Genomic DNA, 17,758 nt, shown 5'->3' with positions numbered 1-17,758 from the left:
GGCCAGAAGACCCGTTGCGTTGAATTGACAACGGGCTCTCATGGGCAACGTCCGTGCCAATACCGTTTACACGTCAACGACAGCCATAACTCGCCGTAAACACTAAAAGCAACGTCATCTCCATCATATCAGGGAGAGCAGTGCGGAATCTTGTCTTGCGGAATCCTGACCGCCTCTGTATCATTTTGTCCCGTAGACACACAAAAACTAATGAGACAAACCACGGCGACGGAACACGGTAACCCATTATGAAAGCACGCATTCTCATTTGCGACGACGAGGAAGGGATCAGGCGCTACCTCCAGAAGATGTTCCTGGCCAAGGAATACGATGTCGAGACCTTCGCCGACGGAGCGAGCCTCCTGGCGCGGCTTGAGGGGGGAACCGAGGGGGATGCCGACATCCTCCTCCAGGACGTGCGGATGCCCGACATGGACGGCATCGAGGTCCTGAAGCGGGTGAAGAAACTCCGGCCGGCCCTGCCGGTGGTGGTCATGACCGCCTTCGGCACCATCGACGCGGCGGTGGAGGCCATCAAGCTCGGAGCCTACGACTATGTGACAAAGCCCTTCCCCAAGGAAAAGATCCTCGGCCTCCTGGAGAACGCCCTCCAGCTGGACCTTCTCATGAAGGAGAACCGGGTGCTGAAGGAGGAGCTCTCCCGCCCCGACACGCCGGACAACATCATCTTCACCAGCGCGAAGTTCCGGGAGGTCTACGAGCTGACCGTCCAGGTGGCCTCCAGCGACGCCAACATCCTGGTCCTCGGCGAATCGGGGACCGGCAAGGAGCTCATCGCCGGGGCGGTCCACGTGAACAGCCAGCGCAAGGGGCGGCGCTTTCTCTCCATCAACTGCGCGGCCCTGTCGGACACCCTCCTGGAAAGCCAGCTCTTCGGCCACGTGCGCGGCGCCTTCACCGGCGCCATCACCACCCAGAAGGGGCTCCTGGAGGAGGCCGACGGCGGCACCCTCTTCCTGGACGAGATCGGCGACGTTTCGGCCGCGGTCCAGGCGAAACTGTTGCGGGTCATCCAGGAGCGGGAGTTCATCCCCGTGGGGGCCACCAAGCCGAAAAGCGTTGACATCCGCTTCGTGGCCGCCACCAACAAGGATCTGGCAAAGGAGGTGGAGGCCGGGCGCTTCCGGGAGGACCTCTACTACCGGCTGAACGTCATCACCATCGCCCTCCCCCCCCTGCGGGAGCGGCGCGAGGACATCGAGCCCCTGGCGTCCCACTTCCTCGCCAAGTATGCCCGGCGCATCCGGAAGGAGATCCGCGGGTTCACGCCGGAGGCGCTCCAGGCGCTCCAGGGCTACCGCTGGCCCGGCAACGTCCGGGAGCTGGAAAACGTCATCGAGCGGGCCGCCATCCTAACCCGAGGCGACCTGGTCACCCCCGACGTCCTCCCCATCCGCCCCCGGGATGATGCCCCCCCCCGCCGGCCAGACAACCTGCTCGTCTCCCTGGAGGACATGGAGCGGGAGCACATCGAACGGGTGCTGCGCCAGACCGGCTTCCACAAGAGTCGCTCGGCGGAAATCCTCGGCATCTCCCGCAAGACCCTCGACCGCAAGATCGTGGAGTACGCCCTGGCCATACCCGGCCAGCCGGGCGCCGGGACCTTGGACGACTGAATGGGACCGAAGCGCTTCCCCATCCGCCTCAAACTCACCGTCGCCACCCTCGCCCCCCTCTTCGCGGCCACGGTGCTCTGCGGCGTCATAGGCATCTCTATCATCAACTCCCGGGTCGTGAGCCAGGCACAGGAGAAGGTCCGGACCGACCTGAACTCGGCCCGGGCCGTCTACGAGAGCGAGCTTGACCACATCCGCGACGTGGTCAAGCTCACCGCCACCAACCCCTTCACCTCCATGATCATCGCCCAGGGGGATCGCAGAACCCTCAACAGCCTCCTCTCACCCCGGATGACCAGCGAGGGGCTCGACTTTCTCACCGCCGTGGACCGGAACGGGCAGGTCGTGTTCCGGGCCAGCAACCATGGGGCCTTCGGCGACAGCAAGATCGCCGACCAGATCGTGGCACGGGCGCTGCGGGGCGAGCATATCGCCGGCACCGAGGTCATCCCCCCCGAGGAACTGGCAAAGGAGGGGAAGAACCTGGCCGCCAGGGCGTCCATTCAGATCCTCCCCACCCGCCACGCCCGCCAGCGGGACGAGGCCGTGGAGCGGGCCGGCATGGCCATGGTGGCGTCGGTGCCGGTGCGGGACCGGGCCGGCAGGGTCGCCGGAGTCCTCTACGGCGGCATCCTGCTCAACGACAACAACGAACTGGTGGACCGGATCAAGAAGATCGTCTTTGAGGCGGTGAGCTACCAGGGGCAGGACGTGGGGAACGCCACCATTTTCCAGGGGGACCTGCGGATAGCCACCAACGTGCTCCTGACGCCGGAGCGGCGCGCCATCGGCACCCGGGTCTCGGAGGAGGTCTACCGGCGGGTCATCGTTAACCGGGAGAAGTGGGTGGGGCGGGCCTTCGTGGTGAACGACTGGTACTACTCCGCCTACGAGCCGATCCTGAACCTCCAGGGGGTGCCGGTGGGCTCCCTCTACGTGGGGATCATGGAGCGCCCCTTCCAGGAGATGAAGCGGGAAATATCCCTCATCTTCGGGGTGGTCCTCCTCTGCGGCTCCCTCATCGGACTGGCCATTTCGAGCTTCATCGCCTCGCGCCTCGCCCGACCCATCAAGGAACTGGAAACCGCGGCCCGCCGCATCACCGCCGGCGAACGGAAAGTGGCCATCACCGTCCAAACTCGCGACGAAATCGGTGATTTGGCCAGCGAATTCGCCCAGATGACCCGCACCCTCGCCCACCGGGAAGAGGACATCCAGAAGCTGAACCGGGACCTGGAGCAGAAGGTCCTGGACCGCACGGCCCAACTGGAAGAGAAGAACCTCCTCCTCGTAAAGACCCAGGAGGATCTGGTGCGGGCCGCGAAGCTGGCGGACATCGGTATGCTGGCTGCGGGCGTGGCCCACGAGATCAACAACCCCATGGCGATCATCCGGGGGAACACGGAGCTTCTCCAGATGGCGATTGACGAGGACGACCCGAACCGGGAGGAGGTGGACACCATCGCCCAGCAGGTGGGACGGGTGGAGCGGATCGTCGGCAATCTTCTCACGTTCGCCCGCCAGCAGCAGAAGGAGCTGGGAACGGTGGCGGTGAACGGCCTCCTGGACGAGATCCTCAAACAGGTTGGGCACCAGGTCCCCCTCGCTGGCATCAAGGTCCGCCGCGCCTACGCCGCCGACCTCCCCCCCCTGCAGGGGGACGGCGACCAGCTCCGCCAGGTATTCACCAACCTGATCCTCAACGCCATCCAGGCCATGAAGCAGGGGGGAACCCTCACGGTGGCTACTTCCCGGGACAGCGACGCGGGAACCTGCACCATTGCCGTGGGAGACACGGGAGTCGGCATCCCCCTCGAAAATCTCAAGAATATCTTCAGCCCCTTCTTCACCACCCGCAGCGACGGGACCGGCCTCGGCCTCGCGGTTTCCTACGGCATCGTCAGGGATCACGGGGGGAATATCCGGGTGGAGAGCACGGCGGGAAGGGGCAGCACCTTCCGGGTGGTGCTGCCGCTGAGGCAGGGGGTAACGGGCACGGGCGATTCCGCCGCAACTCCGTGAACCAGAGAACCGGACCGAAGATCACTCCCCCAACAGAAAAAGGCCATCTCCGTAAAAGAGATGGCCTTTTTCAATTTCAAACACCCGCCGTCAACCGCTCAGGAGCTCCCCAGCCCGTACTCCTTGATCTTGCGGTAGAGGGTGTTCCTGCCGATGCCCAGCACCTTCGCCGTTTCGGTGATGTTCCACCGGTACTGCACCAGTGCCCGCCTGATGGTCTCCTCCTCGGTATCCTTGAGGCATCGCCGGGCCGGTGTCCCGCCCCCCTTCTCCCCCATGGCCGAGACCAGCCTGGTTTCCAGGGAGCGCAGGGAGTCGAGCATTCCCTGCAGCTCCTCCGGGGTCAGCTTCTGGAGATCCTCGGCGCCTATGGATTGTTCCAGGGACCGTTTCAGGGAAAGGGAACCGCCTTCTCCGGTGGCAAGGGAGGAACGATCTTCGGCGGCACCGGAGGCGCCACTCAGCAGGCTGCTCTCCAGGTGCTCGGGGAGGATGGTGTCGCCGCTGCACATGACCACGGCGCGCCGCATGACGTTGGCGAGCTGGCGGATGTTGCCCGGCCAGCCGTACCCCTGGAGGAGACGCAGCGCCTGGGGGGAAATGCGGAAATCGGGATTGAGCTGACGGACAAAATGCTCCGCCAGCTGGGGAATGTCATCGGCGCGGGAGCGGAGCGGCGGGATCTCGAGCCGCACCACGTTGAGCCGGTAGTACAGATCCTCCCGGAAGGTCTTCTCGCGAATGGCCTGCTCCAGATCGACGTTGGTGGCGGCGATCACCCGCACATCGGTCTTGATGGGCTTTTCTCCGCCGACCCGCATGAATTCGCCCGTCTCCAGCACCCGCAGCAGTTTCACCTGGATCTGGGGACTGGCATCGCCGATTTCATCCAGGAGCAGGGTGCCGTGGTTTGCCAGCTCGAAAATGCCGCGGCGGGGCTGGGCGGCCCCGGTGAAGGCCCCCTTCTCGTGGCCGAAGAGCTCGCTTTCCAGGAGATTCTCCGGCAGCGCGCCGCAGTTGACCGGAATGAACGCCTGGTCGGCCCGGCCCGAGGCAGCATGGATGAAGCGGGCAAGCACCTCCTTGCCGGTGCCGGTATTACCCTGGATCAGCACGGTCACGTTCTTGCCGGCGATCTTGTGGGCCAGTGACACCAGGCGCCCCATGGCCGGCGACGCGCCCACCTGAAAACCGACGGCCTGGGCCACATCCTGCCATTCCTCCCGTCCGCCGGTCCCCTCGCGCAGGGCCACGCCATGACTGGCCGCCTTCTCGATCAGCGTCTCGATTTCCCCAATGTCTTCGAAGGGTTTCTCCAGATACTCGTAGGCCCCCAGCTGCATCGCCGTGACTGCCGTCTTGATGGTGCTGTAGCCGGTCATGATGATGACCTCGCAGGAAGGCTGCCGGGACTTGATCGCCTTCAGGAGGGTGAGGCCGTCGGTATCCGGCAGCTTCAGATCGACCATGGCCACGTTAAAGCTGTTTCCCCCAAGGGCCCGCAGCGCCTCCGGCTCGCTCGATGCGGTGACGACACCGTACCCTTTTCGCGTCAGCAGTCGGCGGAAAAAAGTGCAGACGTCCGCCTCGTCGTCGATGATAAGTACCTGAGTCTGGGACATGGTCTCTCCGTCTTTACCATTCATGGTATCCCCCCTCCCTCGACGGGAGGGGGTGAGGGGGTGGGTGAAATTTCAATCAGCAGAGGTTGTGGCAACTTCCCCCCCACCCTAGCCCTCCCCCGCCAAGGGGGAGGGAACTAATTAAGTCTCCAATGGATCACGGCTGCTCGACAGGAAGGAGCAGCGAGAAAGTGCTCCCCTCCCCCGGCCTGCTCTCCACCTCGATGGTGCCGTTGTGGGACTCGGCAATCCCCAGGCTCACCGAAAGGCCGAGCCCGGTCCCCTTGGTCGCTTCCTTGCTCGTGTAGAAGGGGGTGAAGATCTTCGACAGGTTCTCCGGTGCGATGCCGGTGCCATTGTCCTTCACGCTGAGGATGGCCCACTTCTTCCCATCCTTCACCAACAGCAAGGTGGCCACCGTGATGACTTTTTCCTTCCGCTCCACGTCGGTCAGGGCATCCCGGGCGTTGATCAGAAAATTGGTCAGCACCTGCTGGATCTGGGGGCCGTTGGCGGTGAGACGCGGGAGGAAGGGGGCGAGCTGCTCGACGATCCTGATCTGGTTCCGGTTGATCTGGTACTGGATCATGCTCAAAACCCGCTCCACCTCGGCATTGAGGTCGACATCCGTGGCCGGAGGCTGGTTCTGCCGGGAGAAGGTGAGCAGGTTCTGGATGATCCGCTTGCAGCGCAGGCCCGAGTTGATGATATCTTCCAGCACTTCGGCCTGTTCGTAGTGCGCATCCTGTTTGAGATCCCTGGCCAGCAGTTGCGCCGTGCCGATGATGACCGTCATGGGGCTGTTCAGCTCATGGGCCACGCCGGCCGCCATCTCCCCCAGCGCAGCCAGCTTTGCCGTCTGGACCAGGTGCGCCTCCATCTTGGTCTTGTCGGTGACATCCTTGATGATGATCGTCACCGCCGACAGCTGCTTGTCTTCGTTGAGCACCGGGTAGTAGGAAAGGTCGAGGATCAACCCCGTCTCGGTCTGCCAGCGCTGGAACACCGGCTTGCCGGTCCGCTGGACCTCCTTGATGGGGCACTCCTCGCAGGGGTGGGTGCGGCCATGGAGCTTTGCGAAGCACTTGTTGCTCACCGCCTGGTTCCAGAACCCGCTCATCTCCGGCGACAACCGGTTGTTGTGGAGCAGGACGTTGTAGTCGGTGTCGACCAGGAAGATCGGGTCGGTAACCGCCAGGAAGGTCTCCTCCCATTCCTTCTTGGCCCGGGAGACCTGCTTGTAGAGTCGGGCGTTCTGGATACTGATCGACAACTGGTCCGCCAGATGCTGGACAAAGCTGAGATCCGCCTCGTTGTAGGCCCCCTCGACGATGCTGGCGACGATGAGGGCGCCGATCACCTCGTTGCGTTTGAACATCGGCGCAACCGCCAACGCCCGGAGCGGCCCCGGATAACTCGGATTGATCTGGATGTGGCTGAGCTCCTCCGCCGTCAGGTTGAAAATGCCGGCCTTTTTGTCCCGGATGACATTCAGTGCGGGGGAATGGGCGGGGAAGTTGTCTATTCTGCAGAAGTCCTTCGGCATCATCGCCTTGAGCAGCAGCGCGCCGTTGCGGACCGTCACCAGGCCAAGAAAGTCGCAGGACAGGGTCTGGGGAAACTTGGTGAAGGCCCGTTCGATGATATCCTCGATGGACATGTCGATATTGATATCCCGGGTCAGCTGCTGCAGGATCTCCAGGCGGCTGTTCTGCTTGAGAACCTCCTGGTTCCGCTTTTTCAGCTCGATATAGTAGTTGAGCTTGGAGGAGTCGACCCCGGTCAACTGTTCCAGCAGCTTTTCCCTGTTGTCCATGGCTTTCCCCGGTTACATCGCCTTACGGAAGATGACCTCTATATCGTCGACAGTGGCGTTGCGCGGATTAGTCACCAGACAGGCATCGTTCAGGGCGTTGCGGCTGAGTAGCGGGATGAACTCCTCCCGCAGCCCCATGTCGCCGAGTCCCTTGGCGAGGCCGATGTCGGCGATCAGTTCGCGAATCCCCTCGATGGCCAGCCGGGCCCCCTCCTCCACGGTGGTGTTGCGCACGTCCTTACCCAGGGACCAGGCGATATGCTTGAACCGCTCCGGGCAGGCCGGGAGGTTGAACTCCATGACGTGCGGCAGGATCGAGGCGTTGGCCTCGCCGTGGTGCTGGTCCAGGAGGCCGTCCACCTGGTGGGTCATGGCGTGGGTGGCGCCGAGGATGGCGTTGGAAAAGGCGATGCCGGCCGTGAGGCTCGCCATGGCCATGTTGGTGTTCGCCTCCATGTCTCCCCGGTCGGCCACCGCCCGACGCAGGTTGGCCGCGACGAGTTGGATCGCCTTGCAGGCGTGGATGTCGGTGAGGGGGGTCGCTGCCAGGGAGACGTAGGACTCGATGCCGTGGGTGAGGGCGTCCATGCCGGTGGCGGCCGCCAGCTTGGCGTCCTTTGTCCTGAGGAGTTCCGGGTCGACGATGGCGATATCCGGCACCAGGGACTTGGAGATAATGGACATCTTCAGCTTCCGGTCGGTGTCGACGATGATGGCGAACTGGCTCACCTCGGAACCGGCTCCGGCGGTGGATGGGGCAATCACCATCGGCGGCAGGGGGCGGGCAATCCTGTTGATCCCCTCGTAGTCGCGCAGCTGGCCGCCGTTGCTGGCGAGGATGGCCACGGCCTTGGCCACGTCGGTGGGGCTGCCGCCCCCAACGGCCACGATGGCGTCGCACCCCGAGGCCAGGTACCGCCGCGCCCCCTCTGTCACCTCGAAATCCTTCGGGTTGGAGGTGAGGGAGGAGTAGATTTCCGTTTCCAGGCCGACGGCATGAAGGTAGTACAGCGCCTTGTCCACCCACCCGGCGTTGATGACATCCTCGTCGCTGACCAGGAACACCTTGGAGGCGCCGATCCGTGCGGCGCTCTCGCCGATCTGGCTAAGGGACTCCCGGCCGAAGATGATTTCCGGCGCCACAAACTTGCTGATATTCACACTGTCTCCTTTCGGAACGGGCACCCCCCGTCTCCCCACCGTCAAACCTCAGGGACGATGCCGTATACAGCCGTATACATCTGCAATTCCCGTGCAAAAGCCGCCAACCGACCGTTTACAGCATTCCGCGCCACAAACGCCCACCGCCATTGCTCCATTTCAGGACAGGGGCCACTGTTTCATTTTAACGCATTGTGTTCCGATATGGCACGTGGTTTGTTGACGGGAGGTCTAAAAGCAGATGGGGACAAATCGGCAGGCAGAATGATTTCAGAAGCGTAGAGCATGGTTCGATAAAACCGATAGAATAATTGACTTTAATAGGGGTAAGTGCGATAAATTCGAGCTATTTACAGCCAGTATCCAGCCCTAGCCCTGTTATCAGGGCTAGGTTTAGCGAACACAAACAAGAGATTCTAGTGCCATGAAAAACAAGCTGGCGATTTTCGAAGATTATCAAATCCGCAGAATTTACGACGAGGATACCGAAACCTGGTATTTCTCAGTGGTTGATATCATCCGGGCACTGCTGCAGCAGCCGGATTATCAAACAGCTCGGAAGTATTGGAATAAGCTGAAAGAGCGCATGAGCAAGGAAGGGAATGAGTCGGTGACAAATTGTCACCGACTGAAACTGGAAGCGGCTGACGGGAAGAAATACCTCACAGATGTCGCCAGCCCGGAAACCCTGCTGCGCCTGGTCCAGTCGGTGCCCAGCCCTAAAGCCGAGCCGATCAAGCTCTGGCTGGCAAAGGTCGGCTATGAGCGGATGCAGGACATGGCCGACCCGGCGCGGTCACTGGATCGGGCAAGGGAGTACTGGCAGCAGCACGGCAGAAGCGAAAAATGGATCCAGCAGCGGATGATGGGGCAGGAAACCCGCAACAAGCTGACCGATTACTGGAAAGAGCACGACATCAAGAAGGAGAGCGAGTTTGCCATCCTGACCAACATCATTCATCAGGAATGGGCCGGAGTCGCAGTCAAAGAGCACAAGAAGCTCAAAGGACTGAAGACCCAGAATCTGCGCGACCACATGAGTGAAGCGGAGCTGATCTTTACCGCCCTGGCCGAACTCTCCACCCGCCAGATTGCCGAGACGATGGCAGCCACCGGCATGAAGGAAAATAAGGTGGCCGGAAAGAAGGGGGGCGGCATTGCCCGGAAAGCGCGGGTGGATCTTGAGGAGAAGACCGGCAGGAGTGTGGTGACCGGGGAGAATTTTCTGCCGCCGGGGAGAAGGAAGATTTCGGATAAATGAAGTGGTGGACTTGAAAAAGGGGGAAAAGTCTAAATGTAAATCCTGACCCCACAGGTTCCTGCGTGACTGATATTCCATTGGAGAAATTAATGTCAACAAATACAAGAAGCATTCTTCGGTACCCAGGTAGCAAAGCTCGTTTTGTTGAATTCATTGCAAATGTGATTCGATTAAATGGGCTGCGTATTGATGTCTTCGCGGAGCCGTTTTGCGGGGGGGCTAGTGTATCAATTGCGTTACTAGAAAAAGGACTTGTCGAAAGAATAGCACTTAATGATGCTGATCCTTTAATTGCGCATCTTTGGGATACAATATTTTGCCCAATCCATTCCGAGTGGCTGGCTGATCAAATCCTCAATGTACCGCTAACCATTGACGAGTGGAAACGTCAGAAGTCACTAGAGCCAACCAGCACTAGAGAGTCTGCGCTGAAGTGTTTATATCTAAACCGAACCTCTTTTAACGGAATTATCCATAAGGCTGGCCCTGTTGGCGGATGGCAGCAAGACAAACGCACACTTGCAGCCAGGTTCAATAGAGAAAAACTTGCCCAGCGAATACGTGAATTAAGTTTGTTAAGTGAGCGTGTTGTTACAGTGTCGTGCAATGATTGGGAAAATTTCTGTGATCGTATTCAAGAGAAGACTAAGACTTTTTTCTACTTTGACCCCCCCTTCTATCACAAGGCAGATGCACTGTATGGTTATTATTTTTCTAATAAGGATCACACTAACTTGAGGAGCTACCTTGATAATAATAACGAGAATTGGATATTGTCTTACGATGACACTCCAGAAGTTCGTGAGTTATATAAAGAACATAATAAACGGGCCAGAGTAATTGATAGCACTTATTCGGCGCATCCGATGGGAGGGGCCTCTTTTGTGGGCAGAGAACTCTTCTTCTCAAATTTATCTCGATTGCCTTCCCCCGCCTCAGAAAATGAGGAACATATAGGCATAACAATCCGCAAATATAAAAAGAGTGCCAAGCATGGACTTGGTCTGACGCGTATTCCAACTTCACCAAACGCTTCCGCTTAAAGGAGAATTTAGATGGGCATTGCAGACAAAATAATGGTAGATACTAACCCCTTAATTAGCCTTTTGGGTGATTATCAAACGAGTCATATAGGTTACGTATATACAATGAATTTTACAGAGGCTTGCGTCCTCACAAATGATGCGTGGAAAGAGCGTGTCTCCGGTATCCCTCATAATGGGTTTCTTGTTGCAGCTGCATTCGATCCTGAAAAAATGTCTGAAGCCCATAACTTTGATAGAGAAGTCGTATTGCTGCGAGTGCTTGGCCCTGCTTCACTCCCATCAGATAGTGATCTGCTAAGAACGCGAATTGAGCACAATCAGCGGAGGACAGCCGATGAAGTGTTTAATCAGGATATTCATGATGGTCTCGCACTGCTGTCCCATAGTTTTCAAAGTAGCGCCAGTTGTGGACTTGGCGTGAGTTGAGGTGGTTTCAATAGAGTTTCCAGATCACGCCGCTCGAACAAATTCAGCTGTAATAACCGTAACATCTGCTGCATCGACAGCCCGATCTTTGACTTGAATTTCAACCAGGCCAGCACCAGATAAACGCACAGGGCGATCCAGAGCTGGGTGAGTACCGCATTCTCCGAGGTGCCGAGAAACGTCTTCACCTTCAGGTTCTGCTTGATCCATTTGAAGAACAGCTCGATCTGCCAGCGCTCTTTGTAAAGATCTGCCACTGTAGCCGCTGGAAGGTGAGCGGCATTGGTTATGAAGCGATATTCGTTGCCGTCCTCCGCAACGAAATGTACCAGGCGGAGTTTGCCCGTGATCCCCTTGAGGGAGATCTCCTGGTCGGCAATGACGCCTTGGGCTTTTCTGCCGCGACGTTTGTTGAAGTACTCAACCAGGGCGTTGTCCTTGAGCCGGGCGACAAAAAAGACGCCGGATTCCATCAACGCCTGATACCAACCGTAATCAGTGTAGCCGCGGTCAAAGACCACAAACGAGCCCGCCGGCAATGTGAGGAGCTTGGCCCAGTTAACCTCGTGGACGTTGCCGGTGGTGGCATCGAAGAATTCGGGCAGGTAGCCGTCGGCGGAAAGTCCCATATGGAGCTTGACGGCCCCTTTTTTCTGCTGATAGGTGGCCCAAGGGAACACCTTCAGGCAGAGACTGATGGTCGTTGCATCCAAAAGGTAGACCTTGGCGTCCAGCTTGAACCGGTTCTTGGGAGCCACGGTTTGGCAACGACCCAGCATCTTGTGAAAGAGCTCTTTGTACAGCTGGTGCGGCTGTTCCTCGTTCACCCGAGCCAGGGTGGTTCGGGGAACCTTCTTCATGCCCAGGTGATAGAGTTTATGCCCTTGGGCCGCGAGATTTTCCACCAGATCGCGCAGGCTTTTTCGCCCCGTGAGTTGGCCGGAAAGCATAGCGATGAACTGGGACCAGCGATCGAAGGAGCGGAATTTCTGCCCCGCATGGTTAGCGCGGGCCAGCGACTCAAATTCATGTCGCCGGAAGAATTTGACAACCTGAGACAGTACTGTGTTACAATGCGCCACGGCTCGGATCTCCTTGTTTTCGTAATGGTTTTGGCGAACGCATTATAACACAGGGAGCTCTCCGAGCCTTCATTTATTGAATCAAACTATGGGACAGCAGTGATGGTCTCGATCCTATTACACATGCAGAACTCCAATACGGTGCATTGAAATGTCGAATTCTGGGCACGTTCTACGTTGAAAACGGAGAACTCCGCTTGGGAAGTGACTTGGAAAATTACGTTAGTTCAACTAGGCTTCGCGTTTTCAAGCCCCGGGGCGATGCCTTGTCTGCTATTGTGAATCACATCAATCCTGAAGTTCGTAATAAAGCGCTAGAAGAAGCCCTAAAATCCGGATTTTCAGGGTTACCTACAGCAATTGAGATTGGCACTGTCCGATACACATCAACCGCTCGACTTCATCGTGGCACTGGAGAACAGTTGGTACCAGTGATGATTCAACCGTCTGATTTTCTTTCCCGTCGCACTGCTGTTCTTGGGATGACACGAACCGGTAAATCTAACACGGTAAAGACGACTGTGGCTGCAGTAACAATGGCAGCGACGAATGACGGAATTAAAGTTGGACAGATCATCTTCGACATTAACGGCGAATACGCTAACGCGAACCACCAAGACGATGGGAGTTCTATCGCGGATGTATTTGGTGCAGATTGTGTCCGTTATCGCGCCATTGATACGGCGGGTTTTGAAGACTTAAGAACGAATTTCTATATAGAAACTAATCACGGGCTTAACTTGATTCAAGAGCTTTTCAGGAAAGAGCCTTCGTCGTATTCTGGACAAGATCTAGATAACGTAATGTCATCTTCTCTTGAGGAACCTGATACTTCAGATCGTGGTGAGCACAATCGTTGGCAGGTACGAAAAGCAGTTTTTCAGTGCATCCTTCATAAAGCCGGATACGCTGCTCCAGCTGGTTTTCAAGTAACGGTACCTGTCTCTAAAACGCTGACTGAGCAAATAGTCCGATATGCTGCAGCGCAGGCACCACCACTAGTAGTTTCGATTCCATCGTCTTCGAATGTAAGCTTGTCAGATGCGTGCGCTTGGTTCGAAACTATTCGCAGTTTTAATTTAAAAATAAAGATAGATCAGAAAAGTAATGGCAGACCAACAATTGGTATTGAGTCTAGCACTAAGGGAAATCCATGGGTTGACCCAACACTGGAGTCGTATCTAAACTTTATGGTGCGAGAAAATAGCCGAGAGCAACCCTTCGGCGGCTACCGTGCGATCGTTAATTACAGACCTTATCACTCGCCGCGTCGCATGGGAGATGTCATTGACGAGATCATCGCTCATCTAATGAATGGTAAGATAGTAATTCTTGACCTTTCCGCAGGTCCCGTAACTGTGCGCACTGTGTTGTCAAAGCGAATTGCTGAACAAATTTTTGTCCGTTCCTTTAACATTATGAACGCCGGAGAGGTTCCACCGAACATGGTGATTTATGTTGAGGAAGCACACAACCTCATCGGCAAGAAAGACGATCTCAGCGATACGTGGCCACGTCTAGCCAAGGAAGGTGCGAAGGCAAAGATTGCCTTCGTATATGCGACTCAGGAACCATCCTCCATACATCCCAACATACTAGCAAACACTGAAAACTGGTTCGTGTCCCACCTTAACAATGAGGATGAACTTAGGGCGTTAGGGAAGTTCTATGATTTCGCTGACTTTCATGACTCGCTAAAATCAGCCCAAGATGTTGGTTTTGCTAGAATCAAGACACTGTCATCACCGTTTGTAATTCCAACTCAAATTCACAGATTCACACCTTCTGAGCTGAAGCAGAAGTTAGCAAAGATTACTAGCGGGGTAGGTGCCTAATATGCCATATGCCCGAGAACGTGCCTCAAAAGGGGGGCATTCTGATCTTGTGAAAAATCCGGATGTAGCAGGTTTTCTCCAAGATTGCGTCTACATGAGAGAACCAACAGACGAGGAAGCAGCATCAATTGTAGCAACATATCAACCAGCTCCTCTTAATCTATCCTTACCTATAAAAATCGTTGCATCTGATGCCAGTCCATATTCTGAGCCTATCAATGGGAAATTTCCTAGCACACAGATTGGTTATGTGAAAATCAGTTTAGTTTTAATTGATCTCAAGGACTATGACGGACTAAGCAAGCCGGGGTCGAGGTTCGTGGACCCTTTTAAGGTTGCAGAAATGCATCGAAACGCTGATGCTATTTCATTTACGCTACCCGGTAGCAACATTCGTTACAAAGGAGCCAAAACCGTTCAAGCCGGTTTTAGACGTGCTGTCTGGGACCAGCTTTCCGATGAGCGTACAAGTTTTGCTAAAGGGACTGATTTCACAGTCAGAGGCACCCTACTCGACATCGATGGCGGTACTGTCGAGATGAAAAAATGTCCAGTCTGTGGTTTTGAGCCAAGTGGTGGCTTCAAGTTTATTCAGGAAAAGGAAATTCAGCCTTGTCCCGATTGCAACGAAGACGTTTATCTGACTGACAGTCTCCGAATTCACGAACAGATGAGCGACTTCGGTGACAACACCTCTGCAATGACTCGGTTTATGAATGCTGCTGAACACCTAATTGTCGCTACACTGGTCCGAATGTTGGCGCACTACCAACCGAAGGCTCTTTCCAGTATGGCTTTCATTTTGGATGGTCCGTTAGCAATTTTTGGGCAGCCAGCTCGCATTTCCTTCAGATTGTTATCCCTATATAATCGGATTGCTCAACAGTTGAAAAAACAAGGGTACCCCCCGCCAATTATCATAGGTTTGCAAAAAGATGGGCAGGTTATGGAACATGCTCGTGCGCTTAATCGTTTTTTGCCAAATAATTCTTATCGAGTAGTTGATGACACTTACCGTGAGCGCTTCATTATTGGCACATCAGCGCTTACTGACAACTTTGGCCACGAAACCTATTACGGTCAAGATTTCATCTTTAAGACAGAAAAAGGTCGTATTTTTACTGTTGGGATACCGTACCCGTTTGGTGACAAGCAAAACCGCAAACTCTTTGCCAAACAAAAGGCTGATGTTGCGTTTTATGGTGATCAAATTGCGCGAGCTTTTGACGTCATCCGATATTTTGAGTTTGATCTTTACGAAAATGCGGTTGTCCCAATAGCTCTGGCTCATCGTCACGCTTCAATCAGCCTTGTCCCTGGAGGAAAAGTACTCGATCTGGTAACGCGGCATGGGCTTGGGATTTCCTAATTGCTGCATTTGCGATCAATTGGAATAATACCTCTAATGCTGCATCTCTCATCCAAGCACGCTACGTTCACGCCTGGACAAGCTCGGCATCAGCTATCACCGCCGGGGCCGGAAGATAGCCTCTTAACGTGCACCTGCTCGGTTTCTTTGTATCTCTCCTGAAATTTCCACCAGCGCCGGCCACCCGTGGTGTCGTACATGCTCGCCGGTTCACCCATCAGGGGGGTAATGACCGGAATGCCTTGAACATTGCCCAGGGCGACTATCCTGTCGAACGGTTCCCGCCAGGAGTGCATGGACAGATCAAAGGTGCCGTTGTGGATCGGCAGCAGGCGTTTGCCCTTCAGGTCGAGATGCGCCTGGATGCTCTCTTCCGGGCGCATATGGACATTCGGCCAGTTGTCATTGTAGGCACCGGTTTCCAGAAGGGTCAGGTCGAAGGGGCCGTATTTCTCGCCAATCTGCCTGAATCCGTCGAAGTAGCCGGAATCGCCACTGAAGAACACGCGCTGGTCAGGGGCAAGGATTACCCATGAAGCCCACTGGGTTTGATTCTTGTTGAACAGCCCGCGACCGGAAAAGTGTTGCGCAGGCGTGGCAACAAAACGGACATCGCCGATGTCAATCCCCTGCCACCAGTCCAGTTGCCGCACCTTTGCTGCCGGCAACCCCCAGTCGACAAGGATGTCTCCCACCCCGAGCGGCGTTAGGAAATAGTCCGTCTTTCCCGCCAGCCTCATGATGGAATCATGGTCCAGGTGGTCGTAATGGTCGTGGGAGATGATGACCGCCTTGATCCGCGGGAGCTCGTCTATATTGATGGGGGGCGTGTGAAACCGCTCCGGCCCGGCAAACTGTAGCGGGGATGCACGGTCAGAAAACATCGGATCGGTGATCCAGAATGCGTTGTGCAACTTCAGCAGCACGGTTGAGTGACCAAGGCGGTATACCGTGTTGTTCGGGGCGGCCAGTAACTGTTGCTTTGTCAGCGTCTGTACGGGAATCTTCCCGGATGGACGGGTATCAGTAGGTTTATTGAAGAAGAAATCCCACATGATGCGAGCCTGTTCAAGCCGCCCGCCTTTGGTAACCATGACCGGATTTTTCTGGTCGCTATCGAGTGACAGAGATGATCGGGTCTGGGCAGAACTGGTTGAATTGAGCAGTGTTGATGCCATAACAAAAAGGACTCCAAAAATTACGACGTAGAAAAGAATTCGTTTCATTGTTATTACTTTCGAATTCATTTTCCTATCTCCCTGTGATCAGATCGAATCCAGCCCGAGCTCCTGCAACTTTGCCTTCCCCGGCTTGGTGGTTTCAGGATCCCAGCCACGATCTTTGTAGTACTGGGTGAGCATGGTGTCGAACTGGTTCCGGTCGAGCACCGCCCCCTTCTTGGGGCCAATGGTGAAGGCGTCCTCGAAAAAACGGTCAGGCAGCCGATCGTCTGCACGGCGAAATCCTTCGCGGTAATTGAACAGCTTCTCCAGATTAAAGATCCTTTCGCCGGTTTTTTCGAACTCGGTTTTGTCGTATTCATGGCCGGTTATCGCGCTGAGCAGGGAGAGCATCGGCTCCTCCAGCGCCGGCTCGAAGGTGGGGAAAAAACACATGCCGGTTGAGTCGAGCATGGCCCGGCGGTTCTGCATGGCAATGTTGTCGCCGCTCATGTGGCAGGCTCCCCGGGAGGCGGTGACGTACGAGAGCCCCCGGGGCTGATTCGCCTGGATGTTGTGCGCCGCCAGCTCCAACCCCTTCACCTGGATGGCAAACTTTTCACTCCCTTTGCCGATGTGCCAGGAAAGTGCCCGCACCCCTTCAGCGGCCAGGGCTCCCACCCCCTCCTTCGCGGCGATCTTCTCGATCATCGCCAGGGTCGCATCGACACTCCCCCATTTGAGATCGATGCCGTCCAGAAATCCCCGATCAATCAGCCCTTTCTCGTAGGCCTCCATGAGAAAGCCGATGACGTTGCCGGTGGAGATCTGGTCCAGGCCGAGATCGTCGAGGATGGTGATCGCCTTCAGCAAACCGGGCATGTCGGATATCAAGAGGTTCGAGCCGAGCATGACACCGGTTTCGTATTCGGGGCCGTCGTGGACGATGCCGCCGTATTTGCCCCGCGTCCTGCCGCTCTTCTTGCAGGCGAGGGGGCAGCAGTAGCAGGCGATGTCTTTCACCCAGACATCGCGCCGGGCAGCGTCACCGCCGATCCGGTCAGCCTCCGGGAAGGTCCCTTCGCGATAATTCCGGACCGCCTCGGTCCCCGCATTGCTGTTAGCGACAATGGCCCGGGCGGTTCCCTGCTCCGCCCAGGACTTGGCATAAGCGGTGCCGTGACCTTCCCCCTCTTAGTGGGCCAGGTTTAGGTTAGTGTTTTCGGTCAGTTGTTCCTGGTTGAAAGTAGCTGCAAATTCTTCGGGCGTCATGTCGTTTAATGAACTGTGTGGTCTTTCCGAGTTGTAGTCCTGCCGCCAG

At 56.5% G+C, this 17,758-nt stretch carries 13 protein-coding genes and 1 pseudogene; 7 read left to right on the top strand and 7 right to left on the bottom strand.

All coding sequences use genetic code 11. The features are described from left to right. Window positions 1-248 precede the first annotated feature (248 nt). The gene (locus tag RCH91_RS00265; RefSeq protein ID WP_306532501.1) at window positions 249-1,637 is read left to right on the top strand and encodes a sigma-54 dependent transcriptional regulator; all 1,389 of its coding nucleotides are present in this window, start codon (window positions 249-251) and stop codon (window positions 1,635-1,637) included. Beyond that, window positions 1,638-3,659, top strand: a complete 2,022-nt coding sequence (locus RCH91_RS00260; RefSeq protein WP_306532500.1) for a cache domain-containing protein — start codon at window positions 1,638-1,640, stop codon at window positions 3,657-3,659. A 98-nt stretch (window positions 3,660-3,757) separates the two neighbouring features. Here the strand turns inward: RCH91_RS00260 and RCH91_RS00255 are convergent, their stop codons facing one another. From RCH91_RS00255 to RCH91_RS00245, 3 genes are all read right to left on the bottom strand, one after another. Next, window positions 3,758-5,281, bottom strand: a complete 1,524-nt coding sequence (locus tag RCH91_RS00255) for a sigma-54-dependent transcriptional regulator (RefSeq protein ID WP_373694348.1) — start codon at window positions 5,279-5,281, stop codon at window positions 3,758-3,760. A 157-nt stretch (window positions 5,282-5,438) separates the two neighbouring features. Next, window positions 5,439-7,097 (bottom strand): ATP-binding protein, encoded by a 1,659-nt coding sequence (locus RCH91_RS00250; RefSeq protein ID WP_306532498.1) that lies wholly within the window; start codon window positions 7,095-7,097, stop codon window positions 5,439-5,441. A 12-nt stretch (window positions 7,098-7,109) separates the two neighbouring features. Beyond that, window positions 7,110-8,258: an iron-containing alcohol dehydrogenase gene (locus RCH91_RS00245; RefSeq protein WP_306532497.1), complete on the bottom strand. Its 1,149-nt coding sequence runs from the start codon at window positions 8,256-8,258 to the stop codon at window positions 7,110-7,112. Window positions 8,259-8,682: 424 nt separating this feature from the next. Between RCH91_RS00245 and RCH91_RS00240 the strand changes: the two genes are divergently transcribed. The 3 genes from RCH91_RS00240 to RCH91_RS00230 all read left to right on the top strand — a co-directional run bounded on the left by RCH91_RS00240 (window position 8,683) and on the right by RCH91_RS00230 (window position 10,991). Further along, window positions 8,683-9,519: a Bro-N domain-containing protein gene (locus RCH91_RS00240; RefSeq protein ID WP_306532496.1), complete on the top strand. Its 837-nt coding sequence runs from the start codon at window positions 8,683-8,685 to the stop codon at window positions 9,517-9,519. A gap of 89 nt (window positions 9,520-9,608) precedes the next feature. After that, a complete protein-coding gene (locus RCH91_RS00235) occupies window positions 9,609-10,562 on the top strand; it encodes a DNA adenine methylase (protein WP_306532495.1) in 954 nt (317 codons plus the stop codon). A gap of 12 nt (window positions 10,563-10,574) precedes the next feature. Continuing rightward, on the top strand, window positions 10,575-10,991 hold the full coding sequence (locus RCH91_RS00230; RefSeq protein WP_306532494.1) for a hypothetical protein: 417 nt from the start codon (window positions 10,575-10,577) through the stop codon (window positions 10,989-10,991). On the opposite strand, the gene RCH91_RS00225 is transcribed toward RCH91_RS00230, so the two are convergent. Then, window positions 10,955-12,073 (bottom strand): IS4 family transposase, encoded by a 1,119-nt coding sequence (locus RCH91_RS00225; protein WP_306532493.1) that lies wholly within the window; start codon window positions 12,071-12,073, stop codon window positions 10,955-10,957. The two genes, RCH91_RS00230 and RCH91_RS00225, sit on opposite strands and share 37 nt — an antisense overlap. Before the next feature lie 209 nt (window positions 12,074-12,282). Here RCH91_RS00225 and RCH91_RS00220 point away from each other — a divergent pair, with 209 nt between their 5' ends. Both RCH91_RS00220 and RCH91_RS00215 read left to right on the top strand, forming a co-directional pair. Beyond that, window positions 12,283-13,908 carry an ATP-binding protein gene (locus RCH91_RS00220; protein WP_306532492.1) on the top strand — a complete coding sequence of 542 codons (1,626 nt, stop codon included), beginning with the start codon at window positions 12,283-12,285 and terminating at the stop codon, window positions 13,906-13,908. A gap of 49 nt (window positions 13,909-13,957) precedes the next feature. Next, entirely contained in the window at window positions 13,958-15,277 is a 1,320-nt protein-coding gene (locus RCH91_RS00215) for a hypothetical protein (protein ID WP_306532491.1), read from the top strand. Between the two features lie 89 nt (window positions 15,278-15,366). Here the strand turns inward: RCH91_RS00215 and RCH91_RS00210 are convergent, their stop codons facing one another. The 3 genes and pseudogenes from RCH91_RS00210 to RCH91_RS00200 form a co-directional block, all read right to left on the bottom strand. Beyond that, window positions 15,367-16,455 (bottom strand): MBL fold metallo-hydrolase, encoded by a 1,089-nt coding sequence (locus tag RCH91_RS00210; protein WP_373694346.1) that lies wholly within the window; start codon window positions 16,453-16,455, stop codon window positions 15,367-15,369. Between the two features lie 87 nt (window positions 16,456-16,542). Further along, window positions 16,543-17,592, bottom strand: a pseudogene (locus RCH91_RS00205) (aldehyde ferredoxin oxidoreductase C-terminal domain-containing protein); the annotation flags it as partial. Window positions 17,593-17,631: 39 nt separating this feature from the next. Continuing rightward, window positions 17,632-17,758, bottom strand: a 127-nt coding sequence (locus RCH91_RS00200; RefSeq protein ID WP_306532552.1) for an integrase core domain-containing protein, incomplete at its 5' end; no start/stop codon positions are given.

Source organism: Geobacter sp., assembly GCF_030834625.1.
GTDB lineage: Bacteria > Desulfobacterota > Desulfuromonadia > Geobacterales > Geobacteraceae > Geobacter.
The sequence above is the reverse complement of the archived record's forward strand: the minus strand, read 5'-3'. Positions and strand labels throughout refer to the sequence as shown.